Source organism: Neptunitalea chrysea, assembly GCF_027924145.1.
Taxonomy (GTDB): domain Bacteria; phylum Bacteroidota; class Bacteroidia; order Flavobacteriales; family Flavobacteriaceae; genus Neptunitalea; species Neptunitalea chrysea.
Genome location: NZ_BRVP01000002.1, coordinates 89,389 through 111,236 on the forward strand (window position 1 = coordinate 89,389; position 21,848 = coordinate 111,236).

The 21,848-nt window shown below is 33.7% G+C and carries 13 protein-coding genes; 4 read left to right on the plus strand and 9 right to left on the minus strand.

Annotation, left to right across the window (positions count from 1 at the left end):
* The first annotated feature begins 2 nt into the window (after window positions 1-2).
* A complete protein-coding gene (locus NBRC110019_RS01485; protein WP_281751605.1) occupies window positions 3-1,127 on the plus strand; it encodes a glycoside hydrolase family 88/105 protein in 1,125 nt (374 codons plus the stop codon).
* A gap of 98 nt (window positions 1,128-1,225) precedes the next feature.
* Here the strand turns inward: NBRC110019_RS01485 and NBRC110019_RS01490 are convergent, their stop codons facing one another.
* The 6 genes from NBRC110019_RS01490 to NBRC110019_RS01515 form a co-directional block, all read right to left on the minus strand.
* On the minus strand, window positions 1,226-1,807 hold the full coding sequence (locus NBRC110019_RS01490; protein ID WP_281751607.1) for a LutC/YkgG family protein: 582 nt from the start codon (window positions 1,805-1,807) through the stop codon (window positions 1,226-1,228).
* Complete coding sequence (locus NBRC110019_RS01495; RefSeq protein ID WP_281751610.1) at window positions 1,800-3,167, minus strand: lactate utilization protein B; 1,368 nt, start codon at window positions 3,165-3,167, stop codon at window positions 1,800-1,802. Before NBRC110019_RS01495 ends, NBRC110019_RS01490 begins: the two co-directional genes overlap by 8 nt.
* The gene (locus NBRC110019_RS01500; RefSeq protein ID WP_281751612.1) at window positions 3,164-3,910 is read right to left on the minus strand and encodes a (Fe-S)-binding protein; all 747 of its coding nucleotides are present in this window, start codon (window positions 3,908-3,910) and stop codon (window positions 3,164-3,166) included. The genes NBRC110019_RS01495 and NBRC110019_RS01500 overlap by 4 nt, the downstream gene beginning before the upstream one ends.
* A gap of 3 nt (window positions 3,911-3,913) precedes the next feature.
* The gene (locus tag NBRC110019_RS01505; RefSeq protein WP_281751615.1) at window positions 3,914-5,320 is read right to left on the minus strand and encodes an FGGY-family carbohydrate kinase; all 1,407 of its coding nucleotides are present in this window, start codon (window positions 5,318-5,320) and stop codon (window positions 3,914-3,916) included.
* A 10-nt stretch (window positions 5,321-5,330) separates the two neighbouring features.
* Window positions 5,331-6,611, minus strand: coding sequence for a sugar isomerase (locus tag NBRC110019_RS01510; protein ID WP_281751617.1), 1,281 nt, complete (start codon window positions 6,609-6,611; stop codon window positions 5,331-5,333).
* Window positions 6,612-6,783: 172 nt separating this feature from the next.
* Entirely contained in the window at window positions 6,784-8,880 is a 2,097-nt protein-coding gene (locus tag NBRC110019_RS01515; RefSeq protein ID WP_281751601.1) for a bifunctional aldolase/short-chain dehydrogenase, read from the minus strand.
* A 247-nt stretch (window positions 8,881-9,127) separates the two neighbouring features.
* Here NBRC110019_RS01515 and NBRC110019_RS01520 point away from each other — a divergent pair, with 247 nt between their 5' ends.
* Complete coding sequence (locus NBRC110019_RS01520) at window positions 9,128-10,177, plus strand: GntR family transcriptional regulator (protein ID WP_281751620.1); 1,050 nt, start codon at window positions 9,128-9,130, stop codon at window positions 10,175-10,177.
* Window positions 10,178-10,227: 50 nt separating this feature from the next.
* Here NBRC110019_RS01520 and NBRC110019_RS01525 read toward each other — a convergent pair whose 3' ends face one another.
* The 3 genes from NBRC110019_RS01525 to NBRC110019_RS01535 all read right to left on the minus strand — a co-directional run bounded on the left by NBRC110019_RS01525 (window position 10,228) and on the right by NBRC110019_RS01535 (window position 16,799).
* On the minus strand, window positions 10,228-11,598 hold the full coding sequence (locus tag NBRC110019_RS01525) for a glycoside hydrolase family 28 protein (RefSeq protein ID WP_281751622.1): 1,371 nt from the start codon (window positions 11,596-11,598) through the stop codon (window positions 10,228-10,230).
* Between the two features lie 138 nt (window positions 11,599-11,736).
* Window positions 11,737-13,695: a RagB/SusD family nutrient uptake outer membrane protein gene (locus tag NBRC110019_RS01530; RefSeq protein WP_281751624.1), complete on the minus strand. Its 1,959-nt coding sequence runs from the start codon at window positions 13,693-13,695 to the stop codon at window positions 11,737-11,739.
* A gap of 20 nt (window positions 13,696-13,715) precedes the next feature.
* Complete coding sequence (locus tag NBRC110019_RS01535; protein WP_281751626.1) at window positions 13,716-16,799, minus strand: SusC/RagA family TonB-linked outer membrane protein; 3,084 nt, start codon at window positions 16,797-16,799, stop codon at window positions 13,716-13,718.
* A gap of 405 nt (window positions 16,800-17,204) precedes the next feature.
* Between NBRC110019_RS01535 and NBRC110019_RS01540 the strand changes: the two genes are divergently transcribed.
* Both NBRC110019_RS01540 and NBRC110019_RS01545 read left to right on the plus strand, forming a co-directional pair.
* The gene (locus NBRC110019_RS01540) at window positions 17,205-20,024 is read left to right on the plus strand and encodes a glycosyl hydrolase 115 family protein (protein WP_281751628.1); all 2,820 of its coding nucleotides are present in this window, start codon (window positions 17,205-17,207) and stop codon (window positions 20,022-20,024) included.
* 348 nt (window positions 20,025-20,372) lie between these two features.
* Window positions 20,373-21,692: a rhamnogalacturonidase gene (locus NBRC110019_RS01545; protein WP_281751630.1), complete on the plus strand. Its 1,320-nt coding sequence runs from the start codon at window positions 20,373-20,375 to the stop codon at window positions 21,690-21,692.
* Window positions 21,693-21,848: the final 156 nt, after the last annotated feature.

Here is a 21,848-nt window from a genome sequence, read left to right on the forward strand (position 1 = left end):
GAATGAGAAGAGTGCTCTTTATACTAGCTTGTATACTGTTTGCTAATGCAACATATAGTCAGGTAGATGTGGAACAACGTCGTAAAAAAGTATTGACGGATATGATGTTGGCGAATAAATATTTTATGAAAAAATGGCCTGATGTAGGTAGAACTATTATCACCAATAAAGAAAGAGCCAGTAACATTTGGACTAGAGCAGTCTATTATGAGGGATTAATGGAATTGTATAAAATTTATCCATTTGAAGCTTATTATAAGTATGCGTATGACTGGGCCAATTTTCACAATTGGGGATTTAGATATGGTAATACCAATAGAAATGCAGACGACTATTGTGCTGCACAAACTTATATTGAACTGTATAAATTAGAACCTACTCCTGAGAAATTGAAAAATACAAGAGCCATGTTGGGTAAATTTTTATATACACCCGAAAATGATGATTGGTCGTGGATTGATGCCATACAAATGGGGATGCCTGCTATGGCAATGATGGGGGTATTGGAAAATAATCCAGCTTATTTTGAGAAAATGTATGAGATGTATATGTTTACTCGTAACGAGCATGGTACGCATGGATTGTATAATCCTGAGGATGGGTTATGGTGGAGAGATGCAGATTTTGATACTCCATATACTGAACCTAATGGTGAAGACTGTTATTGGAGTAGAGGAAATGGTTGGGTAATTGGTGCTCTTGTACGAGTACTAACTATTATACCTGAAGATGCACCGCATAGAAAGCAATACGAAGAAGATTTAATAGCTATGGCAGAAGCACTTAAGAAAGTGCAACGCAAAGATGGTCTGTGGAACGTTAGTTTGCATGATAAAGACCATTTTGGAGGTAAAGAATTAAGCGGAACGGCGCTTTTTGTTTACGGAATGGCTTATGGGGTAAATAATGGATTATTAGATAGAGAGATTTATGAACCTATAATTTGGAAAGCATGGAATGCAATGGTTACAGATTGTTTACACAAAGATGGATTTCTTGGTTATGTACAATCTACCGGAAAGGAACCTAAAGATGGTCAACCTTTATCGTATGATAAAATTCCTGATTTTGAGGATTATGGATTAGGATGTTTTTTAATGGCAGGAAGTGAAGTGTACCGTTTATAAAGAATATATCACTATATTGTAATGTTAATTATTCAGTTATTTAATTAATTTTTCATTGGGAGGCTTTACAATTTTGTGTAAAGCCTCTCTTTATATAATTAAACTAAAATAACAGTATTACTAACAGCTCCTTGTGCTCCAATTACAAGAGATTGTTCAATATCAGCAGTTTTTGAAGGCCCTGCTATAAAAACGCCGTATCCATGAGCGTTAATTTGGAGAGCTTTATAAGCCTGATGCATCGTAGGAACAATGGTTTTATGGTCTACTATAAATAATGTATGTTCACTAGCAAAAGCAGCAATTCGTTGTTGCATTTGTTTGTCATGAATCCACATACAGCCATTCTCTGCCACTGCTATTTGTGGTTGGGTTACAAAAACATCTATATGATTCGATTTAAAATCTAATATCTCCTTATTTGATGAATTTAAAGGGGTATAAGTGATTGCGTTATCACCGAAATTTTCAGCGATAAATAAAGGAATATAAGTGTCGAAATTTATACTTTGCCCAATCATATTAACCACAGTACTTGCATTGGTAGTAGAAGTATTGATAAAATCATTGACCAATTTTTCAGTATTGATTTCGTGAGCGAATACAGATAAATCAGGTAATTCAATCAATTGTGGTTTATGTTTTTTAATTCTACTTAAAATATGTTCTCTACTACTCATGTTTATTTTTTTTATACCATTCCTTAAAAGATTCTTTCGGAGGAGCTGGTAATTCACGATTTTTCCCCCAAGTATTTAGCTTGTTATAAAGTAAAAAATCAGGTAATAATTTTAAGGATGTACGTGCTAGTTTCCCCATTATATTATACATGGTTGATGAAGCAAGTATATTTGTAGTAACCTTTAAAGGAATAATTTTACTTTTAGGTAATTCGTTGTGTTTATAAATTTCCTGACGCCATTTATACAACTGTTCATGAATGTTTATTTTCACAGGGCATACATCGCTACACGATCCACAAAGTGTAGAAGCAAAAGGTAAATCACTATACTCTTGTAGGTTTCTGTTGGGCTGTAAAATAGCTCCAATTGGACCAGGTATGGTTGCATGATAACTATGTCCACCACTACGACGATAGATTGGACACGTGTTCATACAAGCTCCACAACGAATACATTTTAAGCTATTTCTAAAATCTTCTTTTCCCAATTGTTCACTACGACCATTGTCTACAATAACAATGTGCATTTCTTTACCGGACTCTGGTTTATGATAATGAGATGTATAAATTGTAGAAGGTTGACCTGTGGCACTTCGAGCCAATAATCGTATAAATACGCCTAAATGTTCGGCTTTTGGAAGAAGTTTTTCAAGTCCCATACAATGAATATGTACGGGTGCAGAATGGCACCCCATATCTGCATTACCTTCATTGGTACAAATAACAATACCACCTGTTTCGGCAATAGCAAAATTAACGCCGGTAATAGCAGCGTCTGCCTCAAAAAACTTATGATTTAAATGAGTACGTGCAGCTCTTGTTAAATAAGTAGGATCAGCATTTCCTTTTTCAGTACCTAATTTTGCATGAAATAATTCACCCACTTCTTCCTTTTTAATGTGTATAGCTGGCAGTACAATATGACTAGGTGGTTCGTCCCGTAATTGAATAATACGCTCCCCTAAATCGGTATCAATAATTTCAATTCCTTGGTCTTCTAAAAAATGATTAAGTCCGCATTCTTCAGTTAACATCGATTTACTTTTAACTACTTTTTTTGCGTTATGTTTATTCAGTATAGCGGAAACTATAGAGTTATGTTCATCGTCATTAGCAGCCCAATGTACATGAACTCCATTCTTTTTAGCTTCTTCTTCAAATTGAATAAGATAGTTGTCTAAATTGCTTAGTACATTTTCTTTAATTTGTGAAGCAGTGCTACGGAGTAATTCCCATTCAGGTATTTTAGAAGCACTGATATCACGTTTGTTACGTACATGCCAAAGTGCTCCATCATGCCAGTTGGTACGTTCTTCATTGCTTATAAAATCGCTTGCTTTTTTGGCATGAATACTCATATATGATCTCCGTTTAAAATATTAGCAATATGCATTACTTTTAAGTTGCTTTTTTGGCGGTCTATGATTCCTTTTAAATGCATTAGACATGACATATCTCCTGATGTAATTACTTCTACATTGTTGTTTACATGATCTGCTATTCTGTCTCTGCCCATTTTGGTAGATACCGCTTCTTCAGCAACAGCAAAGGTTCCTCCAAAACCGCAGCATTCATCGGTACGGGTAAGTTCGGTCATTTGGATATCCTTAACCAAACCTAAAACATGTCCCCATTTAGAAGGAATATCCTTCATTAATTCAGAGGGGTTGTCCAGTTGCATCCCTCTTAATCCATGACATCCTTTGTGTAAACCAACACGATATGGAAAACTGACCTCTAGTTTTTCGATATGTAAAATATCATATAAAAACTCTACCAGATCATAAGTATGCGCTCTTAAATGCTTTATTTCTGGTGTTTGTTCCACAACATCATAATGTTTGGTGATATGGTACACACAACTAGGAGAGGGGCCAACTATGTAATCACAACCTTTAAACAATTCGCCCATAGATTGGTATATTTTTTTACCTACTTCTTCCATACCTGTATTAGCCATAGGTTGACCGCAACATGTCTGTTCTTCTGGGTATATAACCTTACAGCCATTTTTTTCTAATAATTCTAAGGTCGCTTTTCCAACTTCTGGAAAAAACTGATCTATATAACAGGGTATAAATAATCCGACAGTATAGTTCATATACTAGATATTTTGTATGTTATGAGGCGACTTTAAAATTAATGGCACCAATTGTTTCATTCTATAATTTTCTTTTAAGAAGGTGCCGTCTATTTCTTTGTTAGAAATTATCATTGCTGCACCTAATGCAGAACCCAAAGGTGATTGCGTACTTAAGACCTTATAACTACTAAAATGATGCGACATTAGTTTCATAAATACATCATTATCTGTAAAGCCGCCATCAATATAAATAGTTCCTATTTTAGAATTACCAATAGCATTTGAAATTGTATGTATTTGTAATTCCATTAACTCTATCATAAGTTGATGATAAGCTTCCTCAAAGGTTTTAAAGCCTTCTAATTTTGTGTTTTCAAGTTTTTTACGTTGTAACCTGATCCCTTCAAACTTGAAATAGATGGATGGTTTTTCTATGAGTTTTAAGTATAAATCCTGATCAAATTTTACAGTTCTATGATAGCCATAATCTTTATTATAATAGTGACCTAGCTTTTCTATTTGGGTACGGTATTCATTCCCCATGAAAAAGCGAGAAGCTTTTACTCTGTTGCCATCTACTCTCATGTAATTAAGACAGTTATTCTCTATGTCTACATCTGTTAAACTTTCTTCATTAAAAGGATTTAATGAAATACTCCAGGTACCAGTAGACAGTAACAGAAAAGGTTTCTTCTTACTTAAGATATAAGGTAATAGGGCAGAAGAGCTATCATGTATACCCACTCCAATTTTTATTTTTTTACCAAAATAGGAAGTATTTATAGAAGCTCCTGTAGGAACTATAGGGGCAAGCTTTCTACTAATCCTTTCTTCATATACCCAATCGTGATAATCGTTTTTATCATAGTTCCATAAATTGGTATGACAACCAATCGAGGTATATTCACTCACTGGTATACTAGTAAACATAAACGACAAGTATTGTGGTAAGTGAAGACTATACTTAATCTTATCAAAGGTTTCAGGATATTTTTTCTTAATCCAATACAATTGCATTCCAGAATTTAACATGCCTGATTGTGGAGAAGCTGTTTCTCTCGCAATTTTTAATTCTCCGCCATACTTTTCATAGAATTCATCAGTGATTTCTTTTTCAATTGTTTTCGTATAATTATAAAGAGGAGTTAAAGCTTTCCCTTCATGATCAATATGAACAAAGCTGGCACCATAGGTTGAAAAATTAATCGCTTTTACTTCATATTTTTCACTTTCGAGTATCTGATGAAACGTCTTTTTCATCCATAGCTCTAACTGTTCTAAGTCTTCAGTTTCGTAACCATCCTCATCAACCGTAAGTGGTAAATTAGTATATTCTCTAAAAATTTCCTGATAGTTTTTATCAAACAAAAAGAACTTTTTATTGGTTTTACCAATATCAAAAACAGCAGTTACTTTCTTTTTACCCATATCGTAAATTTTATAAACCTGTAGCCATTACTTTAGTTCCTCTTTCGGTAATGAGTTGTTTTCTAATTTTAAAGGTTCTATATGCCAAAAGTGGGTCAACAACTGCATTCGATTGTATTCTTGCGGCTTTAATTAATGAGCGTACATCAGTTCTGTAAGCATCTTGTAAAATTTCCTGACACATTACGGTATCATTTTCCAGTTGTGCCACTTCCAACGCGTTTCTATCAACAAGTAATGCTTGTGCATAGGCTATCATAATTGCTTCTAATGATTGAATTAAATCTTCTAATGGATCTTTAATATTATGGCTGGCATCAATCATCCATGCTGGGTATGGGTTATTTTTATTATGCTCCATACCATATACGAGCTCATTGAAAATTAAAAACAGGTTATAAGGTTTTATAGAACCTACGGTTAAATCATCGTCGCCGTATTTACTATCATTAAAATGAAAACCACCTAGTTTTCCTTTTAGCATAAGCGTGGCTACAATTTGTTCAATGTTTGTATTGGGCAAATGATGGCCTAAATCTACTAAGGTATAGGCTCTTTCTCCACATGCATTGGCTAACATAAAAGAGGTTCCCCAGTCTTGTATAGTAGTACTGTAAAAGTTAGGTTCGTAAGGTTTATATTCTATAAAAAGTTTCCAATCATCGGGCATAGCACTATAAATATCTTTTAAACTATCTTCAGTATTCAATAGTGCTTTTTGAAAGTTAATTTGTCCTGGGAAATTTGCTCCATCTGCTAGCCAAACGGTTAAACTTTTAGAGCCTAATTGTTCCCCAATTTTAATAACCTCTTTGTTGTGCTCAATAGCATATTGTCTAGAGGCTTCATTCATACTGTTTAGGGATCCAAATTTGTACGATTCAGTTGCGTCAGTTTGATCTTGAAATGTATTAGAATTCATGGCATCAAAGATGATACCATTATCTAAGGCTATATCTTTAATAGCATTAACATCTTCAGGAATATCCCAGGGGATGTGTAATGACACAGCTCCTGCAGTTTTAGTTAAAGCATGGATGAGACCTATATCTTCTAATTTTTGTTCTAAAGAAGCAGGTTCCCCTCCATATGAGAATCGACCAAAACGTGTTCCTCCGGCTCCTAAAGCCCAACTTGGAATAGCTACTTGAAAATCAGCCAATTTTTGGATAATGGCGTCTACGGATACATTTTTTTTTGAAAATTCAGTACGCAAGAAATCGTTTTCGTTGTTTACTAAATCTTTCTTATTAGAATTAAAATCAGTTAATTGATCTATATTTAGTTTCATCTTTTAGTTAGTTATTGTTAATAGCGAATTTTCTTAAAAATTACATTAATTATTCGAAATATAAAATACTTACTACGTAGTAATTTTATAACTTTTTTTGTGTAAAATATTAATTATTGAATAAAGCAGCAGGGAAGTACATCAGCAACCCCGCTGCATACCAATCCAAAATTTATCTTACAAATGCATTTGCCATTCCCCCGTCTACATTAATGGTATTGCCTGTACTTTTATTAAGTATAGCTACACAAACGTAGACTCCATTAGCAATATCCTCAGGTAAAATAATTTCATTTAATAAGTTTCTTTTAGCGTAATGAGCTGGTAGGTCCTTTACATCAATCCCATATGCTTCTGCTCTTCCTTTAGCCCAAGCACCTTCCCAAATTTTACTACCTACAATTACCCCATCTGGGTTTACTGTGTTTACTCTAATATGGTCTTTTCCAAGTTCAGCAGCCATGAGTCTACTCATATGTTGTTGAGCAGCTTTAGCGGTACCATATGCAATATTATTAGGTCCTGCAACGAGTCCGTTTTTACTTGCAATGTTAACAATATCCCCCCCCATTTTTTGTTTTCTCATAATTTCGATACCTTTTTGCGCTAGCATAAACTGACCTTTTACCAGAACATTTTGTAAAATATCCCAGTCATTATCCGTAGTATCTTCCAAAGGCTTCGAAATTGCGAGTCCTGCGGAGTGTACAATAATATCAACTCCCCCAAATGTGAGACATGCTTTTTTAAAAGCGGATTCAATATGATCTTTAGAAGTAACATCACATACGACTGCTGTAGCATCATCCTTTTGATATGATTTTAATGCTTTTTGTATGCTTTGTTCACTAATATCAGTAATGATTACATTTGCTCCTTGTTCAATAAATTTATCGGCAATAGCTTTACCAATTCCTCCTGTTGCCCCTGTAACCAGCGCGACTTTTCTAGATAAAGGTTTTTCAGCAGGCATACGCTGTAGTTTGGCTTCTTCTAATAGCCAATATTCAATATCAAATGCTTCCTGTCTAGGAAGTGCAGTATACTCAGAAATAGCCTCTGCACCTCTCATAACATTAATGGCATTTATATAGAACTCACTTGCCACTCTTGCTGTTTGTTTGTTTTTCGCAAATGCAAACATCCCTACACCTGGATATATAATAATAACAGGATTAGGGTCTCTTATAGCAGGACTATTGTCATGTTTACAATTTTCATAATAATCTGCATACTCTTGTCTGTATTTTTCAAAAGCTGGATTTAGTTTCTCTAAAACGGCTTTTGAATCCGCTATTTTTTCATCTTTAGAAAGATTAAGAATGAGTGGTTTAATTTTAGTACGCAGGAAATGATCTGGACAAGAGGTACCCATTGGAGCGAGTTTCTCCAAATCGTTACTGTTAATATATTGTAATACGGTATCACTATCTGTAAAGTGACCAATCATGGCCTTTTCAGAAGAAGCGAGACCTCTAAGTAGTGGCATAATTTCTGCTGCTTTTTCACATCTATTTTCTTTGGGTAATGCTTGTATTTTTTGTCCCCCAAAAACGCGTCCGTTTTGTTTAATTTTTTGATTGATATATTCCGACGCCATTTCAATGACTTCAAGACTATTCATATAGCATTGGTAAGAGGTGTCTCCCCATGTAAATAAGCCGTGGCTTCCTAAAACAATTCCTCTAATATCGGGATTCTCCTTGAGGCATTTTTCAAGTTGTAGTCCTAAATCAAATCCTGGACGTTGCCAAGGCACCCATCCCATTGAATCCCCCCATATTTCTTTTGTAATTTGCTTACTGTCTTTAGCTGCAGCAATAGCAATCAGTGCATCTGGATGTAAATGATCAATATGTTTAAATGGTAATAGTCCGTGTAGTGGCGTATCAATAGAAGGTGCTTTACTGTCTAAATCGTAAATACAATGATTGAATAGGCCTACCATACGGTCTTCATCTTGAATCCCTTTATATACGTTTTTGAGATTTCTAAGCCGTTCAGTATAAAGACCTGCAATACCTTTTCTGTTCAGGGTACCAATATCTCCCCCTGAACCTTTGACCCACATTACTTCCACATCTTTATTAGTTAGGGGATCTTTTTCGATGGTTTTACAACTTGTGTTTCCTCCGCCATAGTTAGTAATTCTTAAGTCGGCCCCAAGGATGTTAGACCTATATAGAAACAGAGCCACTTGATCATCTGCCATCGATGCTGCTTTTTGTTCATCCCACAGATAATCTACATATTGAAACGTTTTTTCCATTTTAAATTTAGTGTGTAGCTTTTATTAATTTGTTCTCGAAACGAGAATTGAATCTTCTAAGCTCTTCTTAGAAGTAGTGTACTCAAATATAAATTTTAAGGCTAGCTAGACTATCCTGTAGTGTACTGTGTGTTTTCGATATAAGGGAAGAATATTTACTTTTTACATTCATATTTTTATTATTTGGTTATATTTACTCATAAATAACCAAACTGAGTACTGATTTTTCAAAATTTAGCAATTTCTTATGTCATCTACATTAGACATTATAATTAATGAGGATTCCCGTGTGCCTAAGTATAAGCAGATCGTAGATTCTGTGATAGACGATATCGGAAAGGGAAAATTAAAGATAGGAGAGAAGATACCTTCTATCAATGAATTGAGTGAACATTTATTACTGTCTAGAGATACAGTTGAAAAAGCTTATAAGCGTTTAAAGGAGCAGCAAGTTATTGTATCGGTAAAAGGAAAGGGATACTATACTACCAAAACCGATTTGATTTCTAAAAAAAGCGTTTTCTTTATGATAAATAAGCCTAGTGTTTACAAAATGCTTATTTATAATTCTTTTGTAAATGCTATAGGAGTAAATGGTCATGTTAATTTGTATATCTATCATTGTGAAGAATCTTTGTTTATACGTTCTTTAGAGAAGAATTTAGGAGGATACGATAATTATGTTATTATGCCTCATTTTAGAGATAAAAATCTAAATCATGTTAGTTTTACTGACAGCGTTATAGATATAATAGAACAAATACCAAAAGATAAATTGATTATTCTTGATAATGCAAAACCTGATATAAAAGGGGATTATGGGAGTATATATCAAGATTTTCAACAAGATATCTATGAGGCTTTAAAAGAAGGACTTGAACGTATTAAACGTTACAATAAAATTATATTGGTATATCCTACAAAGTCTGTAAATCCTTATCCAAAAAGAATTTTACATGGATTTAAACAATTTTGTGTAGAGCAAAAGTTTGATTTTGAGGTGTTAGATGAAATATATGACGATATGGATCTTCCAGAAAAAGATTTATACATCACTATTCAAGAAAGAGATTTGGTTAACCTAGTAAGACAAATTAGAAAAGCTGATAATTTGGAACTTGGGAAGAACATTGGTATTATTTCTTACAACGACACTCCTTTAAAAGATTTGTTGGGTATTACTGTTATTAGTACAGATTTTAAAGCTATGGGAGAATCTGCAGCTTATATGGTTATGAAGAATAAAAAAGAACGCGTTAAAAATGTATTTAAGTATATAGAACGAAACTCATTATAGTAAACAAGGGACAGAATAACTGTCCCTTGTTTACTTATAGCTCTTAATGCTTATTCATTTTTAAAATGTAGTACATTCTCATGAATATAAGGCGATTCATTTATGGTATTGGCAGTTACATTTTTTAGATGAATATGTTTTACAGGTAGTTCTTCTTGAGCCAAGATTCTAGAAATGAATTTAACATCTGTAGCAGTAATATTAGATAGGTAAATATCTGATATTGGGGTAAGTCGTTTTTCATATGTTGGGACTAAATCTCTCCACTGGTATAGAACATCAGTTTCAATACCTAGGATACCAGCATCTATATGGCCACTACTTACATTTTGAACATACATATTTTTAACAAAACCACCTCTTCGCTCGTTTGTTTTAATAAAAAGTAAGTGATTTAATTTAGCTCCTTCAACTACGTTACAATTATCAACAAATACATTTTCCACTCCGCCTGAGAGTTCACTTCCTATAGCTACTAATTGGTGTCCGTTTTTAACAGTACAATTTCTAACAATTACATTTTTAGTAGGCATGTTTAATCGCCATGCATCCTGATTCCGTCCAGATTTAATGGCAATTGCATCATCTCCCTGATCAAAAATACAATCTTCAATAAGTACATTTTGACTCATTTCAGGATCTACACCATCATTGTTATGTCCGTGAGCAACTACGTTTACATTTCTGATGGTCACATTTTTAGACATGTACGGATGAATAACCCAAAAAGGACTATTTTTTATTGAAACACCTTCTAATAATATATTTTCACATCGGTTAAACTGAATAAATTGTGGGCGAAGATGTGCAGTATCGTTCACCATTTGTCTTTCCTCTACAGGTATATTTTTAGAAGCCAATGTATATAGTCTTTTTAAACTATTCATATGAGCCGGAGGTCTACTGAACCACATTTTCCAAGTATCCATTTGTGCTGTTAATGTACCATTGCCTGTAATGGCTACATTTTTGCAGTCTTTAGCATAGATAAGAGGAGAGTAGTTATAGCATTCCATTCCTTCCCAGGTAGTATGAACAGAAGGTAAATAATCATTAGGATCAGTAGAAAATTCTAAAACGGCACCCTCTTCAAGATGCAAGTTGATATTACTTTTTAAATGCAATTTTCCGGTTAGCCATTTTCCTTTGGGAATTAATATTGTACCTCCATTTTCAGAAGCAGCCGTTGTTATTGCTTTTTGTAGGGCTTCAGAAGTTTTTTCTTTGTTATTTTCAATAGCACCGAAATCTGTAATCGAATATGTTTTACAAGCACTGAAATCTGGAGATATTATGGAAATTTTGCCAAAAGGTGCTTCAACGGTTTGAGTTTTTAGGGTAATTTCATTTTTATGAGTGGTGTCTTTACAAGAATAAAAGCAAGTAATGACTAACAAAAACACTAGTATAGGGCGTGTCATAAGTAGCAAATTTGAATTTGAAATAAAGCTATCAATATTGTTATTGATTTGTGTCCTGTTGCATCCTGATAAAAAGAACGACACCTTACTCAGTTGTAAAGTGTCGTTACTTAAGTTAATCAATTTAATTATTATTTTTTAATATCCAGGATTTTGGATAGCCTCTTTTTCAGCTGCCGTTAATGCAGTTCCGTTAGCGGTAATAGCATCTAAGAAAGACTGAGGTATTGGTCTTAATAAATGATATTCTTGAATGTTTGAAGCGGCAGAAGGATTATATGCCTGAACGCGCTCTACAAGTGTTTTGGTTCTGGCTAAATCTTCCCATCTATGGAATTCGCCACAAAGTTCTCTAGTACGTTCGTTGAGCACAAAACATAACATTCTTTCATAGTCTCCACCATATCCTAATGTAGCAATGATATCTTCATCTTCTGTTGGAAGGTTGCTAATATCTGTTACCGTTAAACTTGTAGCATCAGTAGTTTCGGCAATATGAGTTGACTCATAGTATGCATTTTCTGTCATAAATGAATTTAAATCAGGATCCTGATTTAAATCAGATACCACATATGCAGCAGCGCCATCAGTATAGGCATTACGTACTTCACCAGTTTTAAAAGCGGCTCTTTCTCTAACAGTATTTATGTACGTTAACGCATTTGAATAAGAACCAGATCCTAGATTAGCAAGACGAATTTCGGCTTCTGCAGCCATTAAATAAGTTTCTCCAGAACGTGCTAAAATCTCATCGCGGAATCCACGCGTATCATTAACCGAAATTCTTGCTCCATCAAAATGTTTCGTTAATGAAGGAAAACGAGGTTCATCTAATAAAGAGTTCCCATCTGTTGCATGAGCTACATATACAGTAGGTATGGTTTTTCCAGTTTCACTATAAACTATTTGATCATTAGTTTTGGTATCGCTGTAGTAGGTGTCGTTTTTATCATTAACTACATACATAATTCCTAAATCCCCATTCTCATAGATACCCGAACCATTGTTAACTCTATGCTTAGTTCTGAAGGTTTTCCAAATTCTTGAGTCATTCACTACATCATAGGCTTCATAAGTAAAATAAGAAGGCGCTAATCTACTATAGGGTCTCATACCAGTTAAATCTCTTTTCATATATGGCATGTCATCGTACCTAGCTGTAAAAATCACATGACTAAAGTTTTTTCCCGATGCAGAAAGATCACCGGTAAATTGAGCAGATAATATAATTTCATCTAAAAATTCATTGGCGCCATCAGGTTCTGTATAATCCCATAGTTCACCAAAATTAGTAGCTAAAGGGTGATTTGCAATAACTTCATCACATAATGTTTTTACCATGTTAAGGTCGTCTTGTTTGGTACTACCGTTCCATGAATCGTTAATTTCACTAGCTCTTGAAAGATATGCTTTAGCTAAGTAGTGAGCCGCTGCATCTTTTGATACTTTTGCTGGGTTACCTGAATTTGGTAGCAAATTGTATGCTTCTGTTAAATCGGCAATTACTTGTGCATATACTTCTTCCGCAGAAGCTCTGCTAAATTCAGTTTCTACTGTAGTAGTTACATTTAGTTTTAGTGGAACACCACCAAATTGTCTAACCAATCTTAGATAGCTAAATCCTCTAAAGAAATACCCTTCACCAAGAGCCGTTTCTTTTACTTCTGTATTGTCAGATTCTATAGCCGTGGCATATTGAATCACTTGGTTGGCGATATGAATGCCTAGATAAAAATAGTCCCATTGTCTTGCTGCACTTACTGTATTAGAGTTTACAGAAGGTACAATAGAAGCCAAACTATTAGAGTAATCATTCCAAGGACGATTGGAATCATCACCGCCAATTACAAATTCATCGGTGCCATAATTTGTTGTAGCAAATTGCATTTCCCCCCTAAAAGGGTAGGCAAGTATTCTGTAATATCCGGCAATTGACAGAGATAAAATACCCTCTTCTGTTTGGTAGTAGTCAGTATTTCTGGAAGTGGTTAGTTCCTCATCCAAAAAGTCTTTGTTGCACGATTGTATAAAGAACAATGCCATAATCACTAGCGATGTCTTTATATATTTTTTTGATAGTGTATTAAATTTCATCATTTTATATGCATTTAATTTCTTTAAAATTCCATATTTAAACCTGCAGTAATACCTCTGTTAAAAGTACTGCTACGTACATCTAAATCAATCCAGTCGATTTTAGAAAAGATCATTCCAGGGTTTTGAGCCTGAACATATAATCTTAAACTTTGAATATTAAGATTGTCTGTAATTGTTTTAGGGAAATTATACCCTAATGAAATGTTTCTTACTTTTAAGAAAGAACCACTTTTATAACCCAATGCAACTGCGTACGGGTCTCCGGTTCCAGCTGTATATATTGGTTTCTGATATTCTGCATTGGTATTGTTCTCTGTATAATAATCAATTTTACGTTGATTAAATCTACCGGTTTGCGATTCTCCACGCGTATTATAAATGTAATCAAATCGACCATACAGAAATACAGATAATTCGAAGTTCTTATAGTTGAAGGTATTTGTGACACCCAAAATGTATTTTGGTAGGGTATTACCAATAATTACACGGTCATTATTTGGATCAATTTGGTTATCACCATTCTGATCAACAGGTTTCGTCATACCGGCAGAGAATGTATGTCCGTTGGCATTATATAAGGCCATTTCATCGGCATCAGATTCTTGCCATAAACCATCATTTTGATAGCCATAAATAACACCTAATTGTTCTCCAATAAACCAATTATTGTTGATATCGTCTTGAGTACCATTAGAAAGCTCTACAATTTCATTTGACTGAACCGAAGCACTAATGGTGGTATCCCATTGAATATCATCGGTTAAGATGTTGGTGGTATTTAAGGTTAGATCGATACCACTACTTTTTGTTTCTCCAACGTTTGCGTATGTATTTGCATAACCAGTAACAGTTGGGATTGTTTTTAAAAGAAGTAAATCTTTTGTTGTAGAGGTATACAAGTCAATACCCCCTGTAACTCTATAATTGAATAAGGAATAATCAATACCAAAGTTAAACTGTGTTGTTTTTTCCCAAGTTAAATCCTGATTAGCCAAGTTGGTATCTGTAGTAGTACCAGCAATTAAGTTAGATCCATTAGGATAAAATAAAGAATTTAATCCTCCTTTAGTGGAATAAGGATCAATAGCAGAGTTACCAGTTGCACCTACACCAACACGTAATTTTAATTGATTTAACCACTCTGTACTTTTAAAGAAATCTTCCTTAGTGATAATCCAACTGGCTGCCATACTAGGGAAGAATGCCCATTTATTGCCTTCAGCTAGCTGTGAGGCACCATCATATCTGCCCGATGTAGTTAAAATATATTTGTCATCAAAGGTATAATTTATACGAGCCATATAAGATAATAATTGCTTTTCAGTTAATCCTGAACCCCATGATGATAGTGTAACATTACTATTAGTTAAAGCATTCCATAACTGATCGGAATAAGGAATATTACTTGCTGCCATGCTACTGTTTTCAGATCTGTATTCTGTTTGGCTTTGTAGTAAAGTAACATCTATAGCATGTTTTCCAACTACTTTGTTATAGAAAATCAGGTTATCGAGCGTATAAGAAAGTGTTTGTCCTTTATACAACGACGCATAATTAGACCCTGATCTTACTACAGAATTTTCATCCAAAAATAAACCATTTCTTGCTACAGAGATATCCGGACCAAAATTAATACGGTATTTTAAACCTTTAAGTACTGGAAATATTTTTCCAAAATCTATTTGAGAATAGAAACTACCAAAGGTTCTTAAATTAATTCGTTCATCTGTTGAATATTTTACTTCATCTATAACTGTTTTCACAGCAACATCTCCACCAGGTAATTCAATTCTGTTACCGTCATCATCGTATGGCACAGCATAAGCAAAAATTGCTCTTGCAGAATTATACAATCCTGTGGTGTTCACTAAACTGTTTCTACCAGAAGTAGATTGACCGTAATCGATTACACCATAACTCGCATTAATAGTACCTCCAAAAGAAAACCAATCTTTAGGCTTAACATCTACACTAACTTTACCGGTATAGCGCTTAAATCGTTGACCAACAATAGTTCCTTTGTTATCTAAATAACCAATAGAACCAAATGCTTTTAATTTTTCAGAACCACCACTAACATTAACAGTATATTGATTAGTAATTCCCGTTTGAGTTACATAGTCTGTCCAATCTGTTGATTTTACTTTAGAACCATCCCAAGTTCCGCCTTCCCATCCTTTTAAGATGTTAGCCCAAGCGTACGGATCAGAGGAACCTAGAAAAATGTCGTAGTCGTTATCTTCGTTAGGGTTATCTCCACGTGGGTATGTATCAGGATCTGCATAATGTTTTGCCCATCTTCTGAAGGTAATATATTCAGAAGCGTTCATCATGTCGGCTCTGTTAACAATTTCCTCAATCGTTGTAGAATAATTTAAATTAATAGTGAATCTACCCGTTTTACCCTTTTTAGTGGTAATAATAACAACACCATTTGCACCTCTAGACCCATAAATAGCGGTAGCAGAAGCATCCTTTAAGATATCGATAGACTCAATATCTGTAGGGTTTAAGTTGTCGATACCTCCAGTGATTAACGGAATTCCGTCTAAAACATAAAGAGGACTATTTGAAGCTGTTAAGGAACGAACACCACGAATGGTAATACTTCCTACAGTACCAGGGCGTTCAGGACTTGTAATGTCAACTCCCGCAGCTTTACCTTGAATAGCTTGAATAGCGTTATTTACTGGTCGTGAGGCAATTTCATCGGCTCCCAAACTAACAATAGAACCGGTTACATCAGACCTTTTTGTTTGTCCATAACCAACTACCACTACTTCTTCAAGTTCTGTACTATTAACACCTAGTGTAACAGACAGTGTAGTTTGGTTAGTGATTAAAATTTCTTGTGTTTCCATACCAATAAATGATATTACAAGTGTTTGACCGCTCTCAACTTCAATTGAGAAATTACCATCAAAATCCGTTTGTGTACCAGTGTTGCCTCCTTTGACCATAATAGTGGCTCCAAGTACAGGAATGTCATCTGTGTCTACTACTGTTCCTGTTACTGTTTTACTCTGAGCAAAAGAGACTACAGGAACTAAAAGAAGAAACAGTATAAGTACCCTCAAAATAGGATGGGTGTTTACGTTTTTCATAAGTTTATAATTTATTGTTGCATTAAATGAATAATCGGCAGTGAAATTAACTTTTCATTCACATATCGCTATCCTGCTCCATCCTGTCATGTAAGTTCCATTTAAAAATAGATTGAAAATAAAGTATTGATTACCATACGTTTTTTGAAGAATCTATACTAACATGAAAGCACAGGATGCTTATTATACGATTTGAAATACCTTTGTAATAGAATCACAAAAAGAGTTTAAAAGTTAGAGTAAAAAATAGGATGGTGTAATAGCTATTATACCGTATACAACTTCCTATGTGTAAAAATTAATTTTGATTCAGTTTAACCTATGTTTTTTTATCCAAAAACAATTACTATTCGAAGTAGGACTTTCATTCCTCTAAAATGTATTTTCTCAATTTTCTTATTTGGAGTGAGCCTTTATTTAGAAGCTCAAAACCATGATTCCACCTTTTCACTTTATAAAAGAAAGACAGTTTGTAACATCGTTTATGATGATAAGGGTAGTTCTTTAGATTCTATTGTGGCCTATTTGTTAGCCGATGATATAAATTTAACAACAGGTGTTCAACCTAATGTACGTATATATAATGGGGAGAAAGCATTAGATACCTGTATTTTAATTGGTAATTTAAATTCTGAATTTATTCAATTTTTTCTAAATGATACATTAGAGAACGATTTTATAAGACAGCGGGAAAGCTATTTTAAGGGTGTAAGAGCTTCTAATTATATTATAGCTGGTACAGATACTCGGGGTACTGCTTATGGTGTGTTTTCATTATCGGAGGAAATAGGAATTAATCCATGGTGTTGGTGGACAGATGTACTTGTTCAGAAACAAGATTCTATCACAATTATTCAACCCGATTATTATTCTAAGGAACCATCTATAACTTATAGAGGCATATTTCTGAATGATGAAGATTGGGGTTTGCAGCCATGGGCCGCCAAAACTTTTGAAAAAGAAACTGGAGATATTGGGCCTAAAACGTATGCAAAAATATTTGAACTTTTATTACGCTTAAAAGCTAATACCATATGGCCTGCCATGCATCCTTCTACAAAAGCTTTTTTTCATTATTCTGATAATCCTAAAATGGCAGAACAATACCATATTCTTATAGGAAGCTCTCATGCAGAGCCCATGTTACGTAATAATGTAGATGAATGGGATAGCTCTTTAGGGAGGTTTGATTATAAGACAAATAAAGAAACCGTTTTTAATTATTGGGAGCAGCGTGTAAAGCAAGCTCAAAATATAGAAGGGATATATACCATGGGAATGCGTGGTATACATGATAGTGGGATGGAAGGAGTTAAAACCATAAAAGAAGGAGCAGAGGTTTTAAATAGTGTTATTAGCGATCAGCGAATGTTATTATCTAAATATCATACCGATACCATTGCTAATATACCCCAGGCTTTTACTGTATATAAAGAAGTATTAAAATTATATGATTACGGAATTGAGCTTCCTGAGGATATAACCATAGTTTGGACAGATGATAATTATGGGTATATAAGAAGGCTAAGCGACCTTGAAGAACAACAACGTGCTGGAGGTGCTGGTGTATATTATCATATCTCTTATTGGGGCAGACCACATGATTATTTATGGTTATCTACAACTCCTCCTTATTTGATAGCAGAAGAAATGCTAAAAGCTTATCAAATGAACGCTCGAAAAATGTGGATATTGAATGTAGGAGATATAAAACCAGCAGCCTATGATATTCAATTGTTTATGGATATGGCTTATAATCCCAAGTCATTTTTTGAAGATGGATATACTAAAGAGCATCAAAGTAATTTTTTCAAAAAGATTTTTGGAGAAAAAATAGGAGATGAGATTACGAAAATAAAGGATACCTATTATCATTTAGCCTATGAAAGAAAACCAGAGTATATGGGTTGGAGCCAAACAGAACCAACAACTCAGGTAAATGCGACTGCTTATAATCCATATAATTTTGGAGATGAAGTACAACACAGATTGGCTGCCTATAACCAGCTAGCTAGTAGGTCAGATAACCTTTTTAAGATTATACCCAATAACTTAAAAGATGCATATTTTCAAATGGTTCACTATTCTGTGAAAGGGGCTATGTTTATGAATCAAAAACAGTTGTATCGTGATTTAGCAGAAAAATACAATAAAGCTGGGAGGTTAGAAGCGTATCATTATAAAAATAAATCTATTGCCTCTTATGACAGTATAGTAGCTTTAACTAACCAATTTAATACTGAAATTTCTAATGGTAAATGGAATGGTATAATGTCTATGTCTCCTAGAAATCTACCAGTATTTCAAAAACCAACAATTGATTTAATAGAAGCCAGCGATTTCGATATTGGAGGATATCAAATAGAAGGAAACCATAATGAAGGAACGATAATGCCAACTTTTTATAAAGGTTTTAATGACTCCTATTATATAGATGTATTTCTCAAAAACGAAGGACAGCTTACTTGGAGTTTGAAACACGTACCTCGATATTTGAAAGTATCTAAAAAAAGTGGCGTACTCAACAGTAATCGTAAAGATTATTCTGAGAGAATTTGGCTTGAAATAGATTGGTCTATCACTAATAAATCAATCTTAAAAAAGGATAGTTTCATTCTAAGATTAGGTGATAGGAAAATACCTATTTCTATTAAAAAATCTGAATATTCAGATGTAGATTGTAAAGAATGTTTTTTTGAGAAAAATGGATTCGCAGTTGCTTATGCTTCATCCTTTAAAGATGCAACTATTGCTAATGGATTAGCTTGGAATGTTTTAGATGGATTGGGATATAGCGGTAAGGTTGTTCAGGCCGGTTCATTTAATAAGTCTCCTTTAGATAGCATTTCCATAGAACAAAATCATCCTAAATTATCGTATACCTTTTATACGGAAACAATAGATACATCAAAAATTATTATTGCGGCATTACCTACTCATCCGTTAACAAAACACCATAAAGTTAGAATAGGGGTACAATGGGATAACACGCCTGTACAAATTGTGAATTTTGAAACATATGGTCGTAGTAATGAATGGAAAGAGAATGTACTAAGAAATCTTGCTATACGAGAAGTTCCGGTGGCTATTAAAGCAAAAGGGAAACACCAATTAAACATATATATGATTGATGAAGGGGTAGCACTAGATTTTATCTATTTAAAAACGTCAAATACAGACACTCCTTATTCTTTATTAGAGGAAACAAATTTTTTTAATAAATAGCTATGATGTTTAGTCAAAATTGACGCTGGTTTAGACAGAGTGATCCTATTAGTTTAGAAGAAATTAAACAAACAGGAGCTACCGAAGTGGTTACTTCGCATCATATATCAATAGGTGGACAACCACTAGTTATGCTGTTTATTATACCATTACATCAAAAAAAGAAAGTTTAGGAACGCTCATAAATGAGTATTGGGTTTCTGAAGATACCAGAAGGTTATTATGAATTGGATAGGTAGTAGACTTAAACTAAAAGATTATTATTTTTATATCAGGATAGGACAGGATAACGCTTATCTTCGTAATAACTAATTTCATAGGGTATTATTAAAATTACCAACATAAATTATGAAAAATAGAATTTTTAAGATTTCTCTATTATATTTTTTATTGATTTCTCTATGTGCATCTGCTCAGGATTTGTTTCCAGATGGAACTAAAATTCCAGATTGGTTTAGAGACTTTAAAATAGTTAATGTAAACACTTTAGGTGAAAAATATAAACTAACTGATTATGGTGTTTTAAATGATAGCACTATAGTACAAACCAATAAAATACAGGCTGTTATAGATGAGGCAGCCAAAAATGGAGGTGGAGTTATTGTGGTTCCGGAAGGAATATTTTTAAGCGGAGCTTTATTTTTTAAGGCTAAGACTCATTTATATTTAGAGAAAGGAGCCGTGCTAAAAGGTTCGGATGATATCAGTGATTTTCCTGTAATAATGACCCGAATAGAAGGTGAGAGTGTAAAGTATTTCCCAGCCTTAGTAAATGCAGATCATGTAAATGGTTTTACGTTAACAGGGGAAGGTACCATAGATGGTAATGGGTTACGCTATTGGAAAGCTTTTTGGTTAAGAAGAGAATTCAACCCTAAATGTACTAACAAAGATGAAATGCGTCCTAGATTGGTCTATATTTCAAATTCAAATGATGTACAAATAAGCAATGTAAAATTGAAAAACTCGCCTTTTTGGACAACTCATTATTATAAATGTAATAGGGTAAAATTATTAAATCTTCATATAACTTCTCCGGACAAACCAGTAAAAGCTCCTAGTACAGATGCCATAGATATTGATGTATGCACCAATGTATTGGTTAAGAATTGTTATATGGCTGTAAATGATGATGCCATTGCTCTAAAAGGAGGCAAAGGGCCCTTTGCGGATACCGATGAGAACAATGGAGAAAATAGAAACATTATTATAGAAGATAATACATATGGTTTTTGTCATAGTGCCTTAACCTGTGGTAGTGAGTCTATACATAATTATAATATTATTTTTAGAAGAGGTAATATTAATACGGCAACACGCATACTTAACTTAAAAATGAGACCTGATACTCCGCAACACTATGAGTACATTTTGATAGAAGATATTACCGGGGAGGTAGTGAAAATTATTGAAGTAAAACCATGGACTCAGTTTTTTAACCTAAAAGGGGAGAAAGGTATAAAAATGTCTTACGCTAATAATATTACATTTAAAGATATTGATATTAAATGTAAGATAGATTTTAATATTAAAGCCTCTGATCAGTTTGAACTTAAAGATTTTTCTTTTATCAATATGAAAATTAATGTAGAGGATAGTTTAATTGAGAACTTGGAGAATATAAAGAATTTAAAAAAGAAGAATATAGAAATAAGCCAGAAACTTTAGTTAAAAATTAAGGGAAACATATTTATTAATAATTCTATTTATCTGAAATGATATATAGGTGTATTATTAAAATGAAATTCCAAGATATAAATGCCTTATATCTTGGAATTTTTTGTACTATTAATTATCTGAATAGATGATACTTTTTAAGTAGTT